At 75.3% G+C, this 13197-nt stretch carries 12 protein-coding genes, 1 tRNA gene, 1 pseudogene and 1 riboswitch; of the genes and pseudogenes, 2 read left to right on the top strand and 12 right to left on the bottom strand.

The features are described from left to right. The first annotated feature begins 30 nt into the window (after positions 1–30). Positions 31–1056: an LLM class flavin-dependent oxidoreductase gene (locus AB2L28_RS07305; protein ID WP_370718088.1), complete on the top strand. Its 1026-nt coding sequence runs from the start codon at positions 31–33 to the stop codon at positions 1054–1056. Between the two features lie 88 nt (positions 1057–1144). On the opposite strand, the gene AB2L28_RS07300 is transcribed toward AB2L28_RS07305, so the two are convergent. From AB2L28_RS07300 to AB2L28_RS07280, 5 genes are all read right to left on the bottom strand, one after another. Continuing rightward, positions 1145–1217 (bottom strand) — tRNA-Ala (locus AB2L28_RS07300). A 102-nt stretch (positions 1218–1319) separates the two neighbouring features. Then, positions 1320–1952, bottom strand: coding sequence for a histidine phosphatase family protein (locus AB2L28_RS07295; protein ID WP_370718087.1), 633 nt, complete (start codon positions 1950–1952; stop codon positions 1320–1322). Then, the gene (gene rsfS, locus AB2L28_RS07290; RefSeq protein WP_370718086.1) at positions 1949–2329 is read right to left on the bottom strand and encodes a ribosome silencing factor; all 381 of its coding nucleotides are present in this window, start codon (positions 2327–2329) and stop codon (positions 1949–1951) included. Before rsfS ends, AB2L28_RS07295 begins: the two co-directional genes overlap by 4 nt. Before the next feature lie 44 nt (positions 2330–2373). After that, positions 2374–3027: a nicotinate-nucleotide adenylyltransferase gene (gene nadD / locus AB2L28_RS07285; RefSeq protein ID WP_370718085.1), complete on the bottom strand. Its 654-nt coding sequence runs from the start codon at positions 3025–3027 to the stop codon at positions 2374–2376. 17 nt (positions 3028–3044) lie between these two features. Further along, positions 3045–3203, bottom strand: coding sequence for a hypothetical protein (locus AB2L28_RS07280; protein ID WP_370718084.1), 159 nt, complete (start codon positions 3201–3203; stop codon positions 3045–3047). 92 nt (positions 3204–3295) lie between these two features. Between AB2L28_RS07280 and AB2L28_RS07275 the strand changes: the two genes are divergently transcribed. Continuing rightward, positions 3296–4264 (top strand): glycosyltransferase family 2 protein, encoded by a 969-nt coding sequence (locus AB2L28_RS07275; RefSeq protein WP_370718083.1) that lies wholly within the window; start codon positions 3296–3298, stop codon positions 4262–4264. A gap of 3 nt (positions 4265–4267) precedes the next feature. On the opposite strand, the gene AB2L28_RS07270 is transcribed toward AB2L28_RS07275, so the two are convergent. The 7 genes and pseudogenes from AB2L28_RS07270 to AB2L28_RS07240 form a co-directional block, all read right to left on the bottom strand. Continuing rightward, on the bottom strand, positions 4268–5560 hold the full coding sequence (locus AB2L28_RS07270; RefSeq protein WP_370718082.1) for a glutamate-5-semialdehyde dehydrogenase: 1293 nt from the start codon (positions 5558–5560) through the stop codon (positions 4268–4270). 63 nt (positions 5561–5623) lie between these two features. Continuing rightward, entirely contained in the window at positions 5624–6010 is a 387-nt protein-coding gene (locus tag AB2L28_RS07265) for a DUF8830 family protein (RefSeq protein WP_370718081.1), read from the bottom strand. A 36-nt stretch (positions 6011–6046) separates the two neighbouring features. Beyond that, positions 6047–7159: a glutamate 5-kinase gene (gene proB, locus AB2L28_RS07260; RefSeq protein WP_370718379.1), complete on the bottom strand. Its 1113-nt coding sequence runs from the start codon at positions 7157–7159 to the stop codon at positions 6047–6049. Between the two features lie 24 nt (positions 7160–7183). Further along, positions 7184–8734, bottom strand: coding sequence for a GTPase ObgE (gene obgE, locus AB2L28_RS07255; protein WP_370718080.1), 1551 nt, complete (start codon positions 8732–8734; stop codon positions 7184–7186). Positions 8735–8832: 98 nt separating this feature from the next. After that, positions 8833–9087, bottom strand: a complete 255-nt coding sequence (gene rpmA / locus AB2L28_RS07250) for a 50S ribosomal protein L27 (RefSeq protein ID WP_106207788.1) — start codon at positions 9085–9087, stop codon at positions 8833–8835. Between the two features lie 6 nt (positions 9088–9093). Then, entirely contained in the window at positions 9094–9405 is a 312-nt protein-coding gene (gene rplU / locus AB2L28_RS07245) for a 50S ribosomal protein L21 (RefSeq protein WP_179749490.1), read from the bottom strand. 132 nt (positions 9406–9537) lie between these two features. After that, positions 9538–12642, bottom strand: a pseudogene (locus AB2L28_RS07240) (Rne/Rng family ribonuclease); the annotation flags it as partial. A gap of 388 nt (positions 12643–13030) precedes the next feature. After that, positions 13031–13121, top strand: a riboswitch (SAM riboswitch). The last annotated feature ends 76 nt before the right edge of the window (positions 13122–13197 follow it).

The following is a 13197-nucleotide window of genomic DNA, read 5'->3' as shown; positions in this document are numbered from 1 at the left end:
CGACGCCGTTGTTGATGGTTCAATGATGGCGTGAAGCGCATCGGTTTCCTGTCCTTCGGGCACTACCAACCGGTCCCCGGCTCGGCCGCGCGGACCGCGCGCGAGGCCCTCGTCCAGACCGTCGAACTGGCGGTGGCCGCCGAGGAGCTCGGCTTCGACGGCGCCTACGTGCGGGTGCACCACTTCGCCCGCCAGCAGGCCGCCCCGTTCCCCGTCCTCGCCGCCATGGCCGCCCGCACCAACCGCATCGAGCTGGGCACCGGCGTCATCGACATGCGGTACGAGAACCCCCTCTACATGGCCGAGGAGGCCGCGCAGACGGACCTGATCTCCGACGGCCGCCTGCAGCTCGGCGTGAGCCGGGGCTCACCCGAGCCCGCCCTGCACGGCCCTGCGACCTTCGGGTACGTCCCCGCCGAGGGCGAGACCGAGGCGGACATGGCCCGCCGGCACACCGACGTCTTCCGGCGCGCGATCGCCGGGGCCGGGGTCGCCGAGTCGAACCCGCGGATGACGGGGCGCAGCGTGCGGCTGCCGGTCCTGCCCCAGTCCCCCGGGCTGTCCGAGCGGATCTGGTGGGGGTCGGGAACCCGGGCCACCGCGCGCTGGGCGGCCGAGCAGGGCATGAACCTCATGAGCTCGACCCTGCTGACCGAGGACACCGGGGTCCCGTTCGACGAGCTGCAGGCCGAGCAGATCGCGCTCTACCGGCAGGTGTGGCGCGAGACGGGCTGGGCGCGCGAACCGCGGGTCTCGGTCAGCCGCAGCGTGATGCCGATCGTCGACGACCTCGACGAGGCGTACTTCGGCCGCGACCGCGGCTCGACCGACCAGGTCGGCTCGCTCGGGGAACCCGGGCTGGCGCGCTTCGGCAAGACCTACGCCGGCGACCCCGACCAGGTGGCCGAGGACCTGGCCAAGGACGCGGCCGTGCGCGAGGCCGACACGCTCCTGGTGACGATCCCGAACGCCCTGGGCGTGGACTACAACGCCCACCTCATGCGCTCGATCGTCGAGCACGTGGCCCCGGCCCTGGGCTGGCAGCCCGCACGCTGACGGGGACCCTCCCCGGGGCTGCACCGCCCCGGGGAGACGCCCCGGGAACGAGAGAGGGCCCGGACAACCGTCCGGGCCCTCGTCGGGGTGGAGCTGAGGGGACTCGAACCCCTGACCCCCTCCATGCCATGGAGGTGCGCTACCAGCTGCGCCACAGCCCCTCGCTCTCGTCACCGTGGGTTTCCCCCGGCAACGAGGACAACACTACCGCACCGGCGGCGGTGGTCGTGACCACCCGCGTCGCCCGGCCGGGCCGGTCCCGGTCAGCCCTCGGCGCCGACCCCGGCCCCCGCCGGCCCCGCGTCGTACTCCTCCAGCACCCACCCGTCACCGCGCCGGCCGAGGACCGCCCAGTGGCAGTTGCGCAACCCCGTGAGCGAGCCGCCCGCCGTCACGGGCAGGCCGACCAGGCGCACGACGGCGGCCTTGAGCGCGGCCCCGTGGGAGGCGACGAGGAGGGTGCCCTCGACGCCCGCGGCGTGGCGCTCGACGGCGTCGGCGACCCGCAGGCCGAGCTCGGTGCGGGACTCCCCACCCCCCATCCGGACGTCCTCACCGCGGCGCCAGGCGGCGTGCTCGTCCGGCCAGCGCGCGGCGATCTCCTCCCCCAGCAGGCCCTGCCACGCGCCGGCGTCGACCTCGCGCAGCGCGGAGTCCTGGACGAGCTCGTGACCGGTGAGCGCGGTGAAGGCGCGCGCGGTGTCGACGGCCCGGGACAGGTCGGAGGACACGACGGCGGCGACGTCCTGCGCCGTCGCCGCCAGGTGCGCCGCGGCGTCGGCGGCCTGGGCGCGCCCGACGTCGTCGAGCGGGACGTCGAGCTGGCCCTGGAAGCGGTTCTGGGCGTTGGAGGCGGTGCGGCCGTGCCGCCAGAGGACGACGCGGCGGGCGCTCACGCCTGCTGGTCGCTCGTCGCCGGCTGCGGCAGCTCCAGCAGCGGGCAGTCCTTCCACAGCCGTTCGAGGGCGTAGTACTCGCGCTCCTCGACGTGCTGGACGTGGACGACGACGTCGACGAAGTCGAGCAGGATCCAGCGGCCCTCGCGCTCACCCTCGCGCCGCACCGGCTTGGCGCCCAGCGGCAGCAGCTTCTCCTCGACGGCCTCGGCGATGGCGCGCACCTGGCGCTCGTTGGGCGCGGAGGCCAGCAGGAAGGCGTCGGTGATGAACAGCTGGTCGGAGACGTCCAGCGCCATCACGTCGGTCGCGAGCTTGTCGGCGGCCGCCGCCGCGGCGGCGTGGACGAGCTCGAGAGAACGGTCGGATGCGGGCACGGGACTCCTCGGGAAAGGCACGCGGTCAGGCGGGGTCGGGCGGTTCAGCCCCTCGATCCTCCCACGGCGGGGACCGCGGGACCGTCCACCGCCGCGGGGGCGTACAGGCGGTGCTTGGAGATGTGCTGCACGACGCCGTCCGGCACGAGGTACCAGACGGGCAGACCGTCGGCGACGCGCCGGCGGCAGTCCGTGGAGGAGATCGACAGCGCCGGGACCTCCAGCAGGCTCACCCCGTCCATCGGCAGGCCGTCGTCGCTCAGGGCGTGCCCGGGCCGGCTCACGCCGACGAAGTGCGCCAGCGACCAGAGCTCGGCGACGTCCTTCCACTGCAGGATCTGCGCCAGCGCGTCGGCCCCGGTGATGAAGAACAGGTCGGCCTCGGGCCGCAGGTCGCGCAGTTCGCGCAACGTGTCGATCGTGTAGGTGAACCCGCCGCGGTCGATGTCGACGCGCGAGACCGTGAAGCGGGGGTTGGACGCCGTCGCGATGACGGTCATGAGGTAGCGGTGCTCGGCGGGGGCGATGTCCCCGCGCGACTTCTGCCAGGGCCGGCCCGTCGGCACGAAGACGACCTCGTCCAGGGCGAACCGGGCCGCGACCTCGCTGGCCGCGACCAGGTGACCGTGGTGGACCGGGTCGAACGTGCCGCCCATCACCCCCAGCCGGGGCCGCCGCGACGGCGGGGGTCCGGGCACGTCCTGCGGGACGGAGGTCAGTGACGGGTCCCGACGCTGCGGAAGGCCACGGTCACGATGAGCATCGAGGCCAGGACGCAGAGGGCGACGATGCCGAAGACGTAGGGCGAGGGCAAGCCGGCGCCGTGGGTCTCCTCGGTCTGCTGAGCGGCTTCGGCGACGAGCGCGTGCAGCATGGTCGGGTCCTCCTGCGGGGTGCGACGAGCGGTGGGGCGGTGCGCGCCAGTCTCGCACGTCCCCCACCCGGGCGCTGCGGCAGGATCGGCCCGTGTCCTCCGCCCCGTCCCGCGACGCACCGGCCCTGTCCGTCGTCGTGCCCGCCTTCGACGAGGCCGAGGTGCTCCCCGCCTTCGCGGCCCGGCTGCGACCGGTGCTCGACGGGCTGCTGGCCGAGGGGCTCGGCGGGTACGAGGTCCTCGTCGTCGACGACGGCAGCACCGACGCCACCCCCGTCGTCCTGGCCCGGTTGCGGCGCGACTGGCCGCAGCTGCGGGTCGTGCGCCTGCGGGCCAACTCCGGGCACCAGGCGGCCCTGTCGGCCGGCCTGGCCCGCGCCCGGGCCCGGGCGGGCGTGGTGACCATGGACGCCGACCTGCAGGACCCGCCCGAGGTGCTCCCCCGGCTGCTGGCGGCGGCCGGGCGCGGGCACGACGTCGTCTACGCCGTCCGCGAGGACAGGTCGGTGGACTCCCGCCTCAAGCGGCTGACGGCTTCGGCGTTCTACCGCCTCGTCCGCACCCTCGGCGGCCGCGCCCCCGAGCAGGCCGGGGACTTCCGCTTCACCCACCGCAGCGTCGTCGACACCGTGCTGCGGCTGCCCGAGGCCCACCGCGTCCTGCGCCTGGTCATCCCGGAGCTGGGGTTCTCCTCCACGAGCGTCGGGTACGCGCGCCAGGCCCGCAGCGCCGGCCGGACGAAGTACCCCCTGGCCCGGATGGTGCGGCTGTCGATGGACGCCATCACGGGGTCCTCCACGGCCCCGCTGCGGCTGGCGTCCCTGTTCGGCCTCGGCGGCGCGCTGGCGACGTCGCTGCTGCTGCTGTACGTGCTCGCCTCGTTCGCGCTCGGCCGGACGGTGCCGGGCTGGACGTCCACCCTGGCCGTCGTCGCGGGCGTCGGCACGCTGCAGCTGCTGTGCCTGGGCGTGCTCGGCGAGTACGTGGGCCGGCTCTACGTCCAGCTGCAGCAGCGACCCACGTACCTCGTCGCGAATGACTCCCTCGACGAGGACGCGTGACCGTCAGCCGCGCACGTGCCCGTCGCCCAGGACCTGCCACGTCGTCGTCGTCAGCTCGCCCAGCCCCATCGGGCCGCGGGCGTGCAGCTTCTGCGTCGAGATCCCGACCTCGGCCCCGAGGCCGAACTCGCCGCCGTCGGTGAAGCGGGTGGAGGCGTTGACGGCCACGACGGCGGAATCGACGGCGGCGCAGAAGAAGTCGGTGACGCGGACGTCGGTCGCCAGGACCGCCTCGGTGTGCGCCGAGCTCCACCGCCCGATGTGCTCCACCGCGTCCTGCACGGAGTCGACGACCCCCACGGCGATCTCGAGGCCGTGGAACTCCGCGGCCCAGTCGTCGTCCGTCACGGCCTGCGCGGGCACGCCCGCCACCCGCGCCGCCTCGACCGCGCGCTCGTCGGCGTGCAGGACCACCCCGGCCCCGTGCAGGGCGGTCAGCAGCGACGGCAGGAAGTCGGCCGCGAGCGCCGAGTGGACGAGGACGGTCTCGGCGGCGTTGCAGACGCTGGGCCGGGAGGTCTTGGCGTTCAGGACGACGTCGACGGCCTGGCGCAGGTCGGCGGAGGCGTCGACGTAGACGTGGCAGTTGCCGACGCCGGTCTCGATGACGGGGACGGTCGCCTCGCGCACGACGCGCTGGATGAGGTCGGCCCCACCGCGCGGGACGAGCAGGTCGACCAGGCCGCGGGCGGTGAGCAGGACGCCGACGCCGTCGCGGCCGTGCTCGTCGATGCTCGTCACGGCGTCGGCGGGCAGCCCGGCGGACTCCAGCGCCCCGCGCACGACCTCGACGAGGACGGTGTTGGACTCCAGGGCCGCGGACCCGCCCCGCAGCACGACGGCGTTGCCGCTCTTGAGGGCCAGGACCGCCACGTCCACGGTGACGTTGGGCCGGGCCTCGTAGACGACGCCGAGGACACCCATCGGCACGCGCAGCTGCCGCAGCCGCAACCCGTTGGGCAGCGTGGACCCGCGCACGACCTCCCCCACCGGGTCGGGCAGGGCCGCGACCTCGCGCACGGCGGCGGCGACGGCCGCGATCCGGGCGGGGTCGAGGGCCAGCCGGTCCAGGAGGTGCTCGGAGGTTCCCTCGGAGCGACCCCGGGCCAGGTCGATCTCGTTGGCGGCCACGATGCGGTCCGTCGCGGCCTCCAGGGCGTCCGCGACCGCCTGCAGCGCAGCGTCCTTGGTGGCCCGCGTCGCGACCCGCAGCGGTCGGGAGGCGACCTTGGCCCGTCGGCAGACGTCGAGGACGGCGTCCTCGAGCGAGGTGTCGGGGGTCGCGGCGAGGGTCATGGCGATCAGCCTAGCCGCGACCCCCGATTGTTCAACAATGTTTCGGCGACACCGCCGGAACGGTCACCAGGGGGCGATGTCCCCGATGAGGTCCAGCGTCCGGGCCCGGCGGCCGGGCGCACCGCGCCGGGGCCGGGCCGCGGCCTGCGCCTCGGCGCGGTGCTCCACCGTGGCGCGGTCGACGACCTCGACGCCCACGACCGACCAGTCCGGCAGGCCGGCGCTGACCCGGTGCTCGGGCCAGAGCCGCAACGCCATGGCCGCGGCGTCGTCGACGTCGCGGGCCTCGTCCCAGTAGCGCAGCTCGGCGCGCGTGGCGCTGTAGCGCACGCTGGACAGGAACGGGTGCTCGGCCAGCAGCCGGTCCAGGGCCGACCGCACCTCCGTGACGTCCGTGGCGTGCCCCGCCACCGTCAACGTCACCGACCACAAGGGCAACGGCTCGCCCACCACGGTCCCTTCCGTTCGCGCCGGTCGCCGGTTGCTTCAGCGTCCCAGGAGGACCAGGTGGTCGCGGTGCACGACCTCGCGCTCGTAGGCCGGACCCCACTGCCGAGCCAGCTCGCGCGTCGTGCGGCCGAGCAGGTCCGGCAGTTCCTCCGAGGAGTAGTTCACCAGCCCCCGGGCGACCGCGTGGCCGTTTCCGTCGACCAGGTCGACCGGGTCACCCGCCCGGAACCGCCCGGACAGCCCCACGACGCCCGCCGGCAGCAGCGAGGACCGGTTCGAGCGCACCGCGCGCACGGCCCCCTCGTCGAGCACGAGACGCCCGGCGGGCGCGGCGGCGTGGGCGAGCCAGAGCTGGCGGGTGCTGCGCCGGGCCGCGCGCGTGGGCGGCACCGAGAACCACGTCCCCACGTCCTCGCCCGCCAGGGCCGGGGCGGCCAGCGCGGCCGACGTCACGAGCGCGGGGACGCCCGCGGACGTGGCGATGCCCGCGGCCTCCACCTTGGTCGTCATGCCGCCCGTGCCGACGCCCGCCGACCCCGCCGACCCGACCGTCACCCCGGCCAGGTCCTCGGGCCCGCGCACGTGCGCGATGCGCCGCGCGCCGGGGCGCGAGGGGGGCGCGTCGTACAGCGCGTCGACGTCGGACAGCAGGACGAGGGCGTCGGCACGGACGAGGTGGGCCACCAGCGCCGCCAGCCGGTCGTTGTCGCCGAAGCGGATCTCGTGGGTGGCGACGGTGTCGTTCTCGTTGACGACGGGCACGACGCCGAGGGTCAGCAGCCGCTCCAGCGTCCGCTGCGCGTTGCCGTAGTGGGTGCGCCGCACGACGTCCTCGGCCGTCAGCAGCACCTGCCCGACCGTCAGCCCGGCGTGCCCGAAGGCCCTCGCGTACTCGGCGAGCAGCAGCCCCTGCCCGACGCTCGCGGCGGCCTGCTGGCTCGCCAGGTCGCGCGGGCGCTTCGCCAGGCCCAGCGGGGCCAGACCCGCCGCGATCGCCCCGGAGGAGACGAGGACGACGTCCCCGCCCCCCAGCCGGCGGCGGGCCAGGACGTCGACCAGCGCGTCCAGCCGGGAGTCGTCCAGGCCCCCGGCCGCGGTCGTCAGCGAGGACGAGCCCACCTTGACGACGACCCGGCGTGCCGAGGCCAGGTCCTGACGACCCACCGGCGCTCCTCAGTCCTCGTCGCGGCCGTCGCCGTCGTCGCGGCCGTCGTCGTCCGCGGTCCAGTGCCCGGAGAGGCGCTCGGTCTCCAGCTCCCCGCGCGCGGCGGCCTTGGCGGCGCGGCGCTCGCGCTCCTCCTCGCGCTTGGCCGCGCGGGTGGGGCGGGACTGGTCCTCCAGGCGCAGGTCGGACCCGCGCTGGCCGAGCACCTCGGCGCCGGCGACCATCGTGGGCTCCCAGTCGAAGACGACGGCGTTCGCGTCGTCGCCGATGACCACCTCGGCGCCCGGCGTCGCCCCCTTCTTGAACAGCTCGTCCTCGACCCCCAGCCGCGCGAGGCGGTCGGCGAGGTACCCGACGGCCTCGTCGTTCGTGAAGTCGGTCTGGCGGACCCAGCGTCGCGGCTTCCCGCCCCGCACGCGGAACCGGACCTGCGGGCGCTCGGGGTCGCCGTACTCCTCGCGCGTGACGGAGAAGCCGGCGGCGTCCACGGCCGGCGGGTTGAGGACGACCCGCGTGGGGACGGCCTCGGGGGCGGCCGCCCGGGAGGCCGCGACGAGCTCGGCCATCGCGAAGGACAGCTCGCGCAACCCGGTGCGGGACACCGCCGAGACGACGAAGACGGGCGCGCCGCGCTTCTCGAGGTCCTCGCGGACGATGTCGGCCATGTCGCGGGCGTCGGGGACGTCGGCCTTGTTGACGACGACGATGCGCGGCCGGTCCTGCAGCGGGACGGTGCCGTCGTCGACGGTGTAGGCCGCGAGCTCCTTCTCGATGGCTTCGAGGTCGCTCACCGGGTCCCGGTCGGTCTCCAGGGTCGCGCCGTCGAGGACGTGGACGAGGGCCACGCAGCGTTCGACGTGCCGCAGGAAGTCCAGCCCGAGGCCGCGGCCCTCGCTGGCGCCGGGGATGAGCCCGGGCACGTCGGCGACGGTGAAGCGCGTCGACCCGGCCTCGACGACGCCGAGGTTCGGCACGAGCGTCGTGAAGGGGTAGTCGGCGATCTTGGGCCGGGCCGCGGACAGCGCCGCGACCAGGCTCGACTTGCCGGCGCTGGGGAACCCCACGAGCGCGACGTCGGCGAGCGTCTTGAGCTCGAGCACGACGTCGAGCTGCTCGCCGGGCTCGCCGAGCAGGGCGAACCCGGGCGCCTTGCGCTTGGTCGTCGCCAGCGCCGCGTTGCCCAGGCCACCGCGACCGCCGGGGGCCACGACGTAGCGCGTGCCCGGGCCGACCATGTCGGCGAGCAGGTCGCCCGAGGAGGACCGCACGATCGTGCCGTCGGGGACGCCGATGACGAGGTCGTCGCCCTCGGCGCCGTTGCGGTGGCTGCCCATGCCGAAGCGGCCGTCGGGCGCGCTGCGGTGCGGGCGGCGGTGCAGGTCCAGCAGGGTCGTCACCTGGGGGTCGACCTCGAGCACGACGTCACCGCCGCGACCGCCGTTGCCCCCGTCGGGCCCGCCGAGGGGCTTGAACTTCTCGCGGTGCACCGAGGCGCACCCGTTGCCGCCGTCACCGCCGGACGCGTGCAGCACGACGCGATCGACGAAGTGCGTCGACATGTCTTCTCCTCGAACTGGGGGTGGAGCCGCTGGTGGAACGCACGAGGGGCGGACCGGATCGCTCCGGTCCGCCCCTCGTGTTCACGACTGGTGGGTCGTCACTCGCCCGCGACGATGTTGACGACCTTGCGACCACGACGGGTACCGAACTCGACGGCCCCCGGGATCAGCGCGAACAGCGTGTCGTCGCCGCCGCGGCCCACACCCGCACCGGGGTGGAAGTGGGTGCCGCGCTGACGGACGAGGATCTCGCCCGCGCTGACGACCTGGCCACCGAAGCGCTTCACACCGAGGCGCTGCGCGGCGGAGTCACGACCGTTGCGCGAGGAGCTCGCGCCCTTCTTGTGTGCCATCTGACGTCACGCCCCGATGCTGGTGATCTTGACGCGGGTGAGCTTCGCGCGGTGACCCTGGCGCTTGCGGTACCCGGTCTTGTTCTTGTACTTGAGGATGGTGATCTTGGGGCCCTTGGCCTCCTCGACCACCTCGGCGACGACCTTGACACCCGCGAGCGCCGAGGCGTCGTGAGTGACGGTCTCACCGTCGACGAGGAGCAGGGGCTGCAGCTGCAGCGTCTCCCCGCTGGCCACGGGGACCCGGTCGATGGTCAGCACGTCGCCGACCGAGACCTTCTCCTGCCGGCCGCCGGCGCGGACGATGGCGTACACCACAACGAACCCGTTTCTCTCGTCACGAACTGGATCGCCGCCGGTCCGCAGACGCGGTCCGGGGCTCGCGCACGACGGCGCACCAAGGGGTAAGAGTACGGAACGCTTCCCCCCGGGGTCAAAACGACGCGCTCACTCCCCCGCCGGCGTCGCGGCCGGTTCAGGGACGGGCGCGGAGGTGTCCCGCTCGCGCCGCCCGGCCGCCGCGACCGCGGCGATGGCGGCGAGCACGGCCGGGTCCTTCACCGACTCCTTGGCGGGTTCCTGCCCGGGGTCCTTCGCGGTGGCGCCGTCGGAGCCGGCCGCCTCGGGGCGGGCCTCCTCGGCCGACCGGTCCCGGCCGCGGCGGCGACGGGACTTGCCGCCACCGCTCCCGCCACCGTTCCCGCCGCCGTTGCCACCGCCCTCGCCACCGGAGGACGGCGGCGGCTGCGGCGCGGGGTTCGCGTCGGCCGCCGCGTCGAGCTCCTCCAGGACCGCGGCCAGGCCCTGGCCGGTGCGCTTGCGGGTCATCTGGACCAGCCCCAGCGAGGTCACCTCGGCGACCTGGTGCTTGGTGCGGTCCCGGCCCAGGCACTCCACGAGCCGGCGCAGGACGAGGTCGCGGTTGGACTCCAGGACCATGTCGATGAAGTCGATGACGATGATCCCGCCGACGTCGCGCAGCCGCAGCTGCCGGACGATCTCCTCGGCGGCCTCGAGGTTGTTCCGCGTGACGGTCTCCTCCAGCGTCCCGCCGGCCCCGGTGAACTTCCCGGTGTTCACGTCGATGACGTGCATGGCCTCGGTCGGGTCGATGACGAGGGAGCCGCCCGAGGGCAGCCAGACCTTGCGGCCCAGCGCCTTCTGCAGCTGCTCGTCGATCCGGTGGTGCTCGAAGACGTCCCGGGACCCCTCCCAGCGCTCCAGCCGGTCGGCGAGGTCCGGGGCGACGTCGGCGACGTACCCGTGGACGGCCTCCCAGGCCTGCTCCCCGGACACGACGACCTTGGTGAAGTCCTCGTTGAAGACGTCGCGCACGACGCGGACCGTCAGGTCGGGTTCGCCGTGCAGCAGCTGCGGCGCGTTCTTGCTCCGGGACTTGGCCTGGATGGCCTCCCACGTCGCCTGCAGGCGCTGGACGTCGGCGCGCAGCTCGTCCTCGTGGACACCCTCGGCCGCGGTGCGGACGATGACGCCCGCCCCCGGCGGCACGACCTCCTTGAGCACCTTCTTCAAGCGCGCCCGCTCGGTGTCGGGCAGCTTGCGCGAGATGCCGGTCATGGACCCACGAGGCACGTACACGAGGTAGCGGCCGGGCAGCGAGACCTGGCTGGTCAGGCGGGCGCCCTTGTGCCCGACCGGGTCCTTGGTGACCTGGACGAGGACGGGGTCGCCGGACTTCAGCGCGGCCTCGATCCGGCGCGGCTGGCCCTCGAGCCCGGCGGCGTCCCAGTTGACCTCACCGGCGTACAGGACCGCGTTGCGTCCCTTGCCGACGTCGACGAAGGCCGCCTCCATGCTCGGCAGCACGTTCTGGACGCGGCCGAGGTACACGTTGCCGACCATCGTCGTCTGCGCCTGCCGGGCGCCGTAGTGCTCGACGAGCACCTCGTCCTCGAGCACGCCGATCTGCGTGCGGTCGTCCTGCTGACGCACCACCATGACGCGTTCGACGGCCTCGCGGCGCGCCAGGAACTCGGCCTCGGTGAGGATGGCGCGCTTGCGCCCGGCCTCGCGACCCTCGCGGCGGCGCTGCTTCTTGGCCTCGAGGCGGGTCGAGCCGCGCAGCGCCGTGATCTCGTCCTCGCCGGTGCCGCGCGAGCGCCGCGGTTCGCGCACCCGGGTGACGGTGTTCGGCGGGTCGTCGCCGGAGACGTCGTCCCCGTCGCCGGACCCCCCGCGGCGCCGGCGACGCCGGCGGCGCCGCGAGGAGCCCGACTGCTCGTCGTCGGGGGCGTCGGAGGCGTCGGTGTCCTCGTCCTCGTCGGAGTTGTCCGCACCCTCCGGGGCGGAGTCGTCCGCACCGTCGGCGCCGTCGTCGGCGGCGTCGTCCTCGGCGTCCCGGCCACGGCTGCGGCGGCCGCGACCCCCGCGGCGGCGACGGCGGCGGGGGGCGCCGCCGTCCTCGTCACGGGTGTCCCCGTCCTCGTCGCCCTCCTCGTCGGCCTCCTCGGACCGGTCCTCGTCGGTGTCCTCGTCGGTGTCCTCGTCGGTGTCCTCGTCGGTGTCCTCGGCGTCCCGGCGCCGGGTGCCGCGGGAACGGCGCAGGTCCCGCAGGCTGTCCAGCACCTCGCCGTCGCGCGGGGACCCGTCCTCGGCGCCGTCCTCGGCGTCGCCCTCGTCCCGGTCACCGGCCTCGCCCGCGCGGTGCTCGTCGAGGGGGCGGGCTCCCGGCGGCGGGCCCGCGGGGGCCGAGGCGCGGCGCCGACGCGGCGGGGTCTCGGCGTCGGGGGCCTGGAAGAACAGCGCGGTCGCCCGGGCCGCGGCGTCGGCGGCGCGCTCGGCGGTCTCCTCCCGGTCGTCGGTGCCGCCACGGCGGGTGCCGCGGGCGAAGCCGGCCGCGCGCAGCAGGACCGGGTCGTCCATGAGGTCGTCGGCCTCGGACGGTGCGTCCTGGGCGGCGGGCGCCTCCTGCTCGACGGGGGTCTGGACCGGCGCCTCCTCGACCGGGGCGTCCTCGGCGGCCGCGACGGCGGGGGCCGCCACGGTCCCGGCGCCGGCCTGGACGGCCTCGGTGGGCGCCTCGAGAGGTGCCTCGGCGGGCGTCTCGACGGCAGCCGGTGCGCCGGCGGTCTTGCGGGCCCGGCGACGGCGGGCGGGGGCCGGAGCCGGTTCGGCGACCGGTTCGGCGACCGGTTCGGCGACGGCGCCGGAGCCCGCCGCGGGTGCCTCGGCAGCCGGGACCTCGGGGGTGGTGACCTCGGCGGCCGGGACCTCGGGGGTGGTGACCTTGCGGGTGGCGCGGCGGGCACGTCGCCGCGGGGCCGGGGCGTCCTCGGAGGTGACCGGCGGCGCCTGCTCGGCGGGGGGCTCGGAGGGGGGCTCGGCGACGGCTGCGGCGGCGGGAGCCGGGACGTCACCCGCCCCGCCGGCGCCGGTGGTCGCGGGAACGCCCGGAGCGTCGGCGGAAGTGGTCGGGTCGGCCGCCTCCACGGAGGCCGGGGGGCCCGCGGGCCGGCTGGCCGCTCGCCGGCGGCGGGGCCTCGTCGGCGCCACCTCCGGCGTCGTGGTGGCGTTGTCGTCAGGTGTGCTCGTCACGGGTGCTCCGCACGGCCCGCAGCGCCCGCTCCACCGGTTGGTCCCCGCGGACGCCCGGGCGTCCTCGTCGGAATCGCCGGGCGGGTCGACCCGCGCCCGACGGAAGTCCTGGTGCACCGGAGGGGTCGCGCGGCGCGTGCTCCCCCCGGAGCCACCGACGGTCGTCGTCCGGGGCTCGGGCCGGGGCGCCTGCGAGGTCCTTCCACGAGACCGCGGCGCTGCCCGGGACCCACGCACCAGGCGACGGTCTCGACGGCGGACCGCGCGCCCGGTGTGAGGGACCGCACGGCCGTCCTCAGTGTGGCACAGCCCGTCCGAGGGGACCCTGCGCACTCGCGTCCGCCGGACTCGTCCCCACCGGCCGCCGCCGTCCGCTACGCTCGCTGCAACACCATCCAGAGTGGCCGAGAGACCTGGCTCGACGACGCCACAGCAACCACCGCGCGAGCGGCAGGTGCTCCCGCCAGGGGCGATGGAGGACTCGTAGTGGACAGCTGCACCCAGCTCACCCGGCGCTACCACGTCGACCTCGCGCGCACAGCCTCCATGGCCTGT

This window comes from Kineococcus mangrovi, from assembly GCF_041320705.1.
Classification (GTDB): domain Bacteria; phylum Actinomycetota; class Actinomycetes; order Actinomycetales; family Kineococcaceae; genus Kineococcus; species Kineococcus mangrovi.
Note: the sequence above shows the minus strand (reverse complement) of the source record. Positions and strands in the feature narration are given on the sequence as shown.

Coding starts and splice junctions, on each gene's coding strand:
- obgE (WP_370718080.1), bottom strand. CDS start 8,734: ATGTCGACGCACTTCGTCGATCGCGTCGTGCTGCACGCGTCCGGCGGT.
- rpmA (WP_106207788.1), bottom strand. CDS start 9,087: ATGGCACACAAGAAGGGCGCGAGCTCCTCGCGCAACGGTCGTGACTCC.
- AB2L28_RS07280 (WP_370718084.1), bottom strand. CDS start 3,203: ATGCTGCACGCGCTCGTCGCCGAAGCCGCTCAGCAGACCGAGGAGACC.
- AB2L28_RS07270 (WP_370718082.1), bottom strand. CDS start 5,560: ATGACCCTCGCCGCGACCCCCGACACCTCGCTCGAGGACGCCGTCCTC.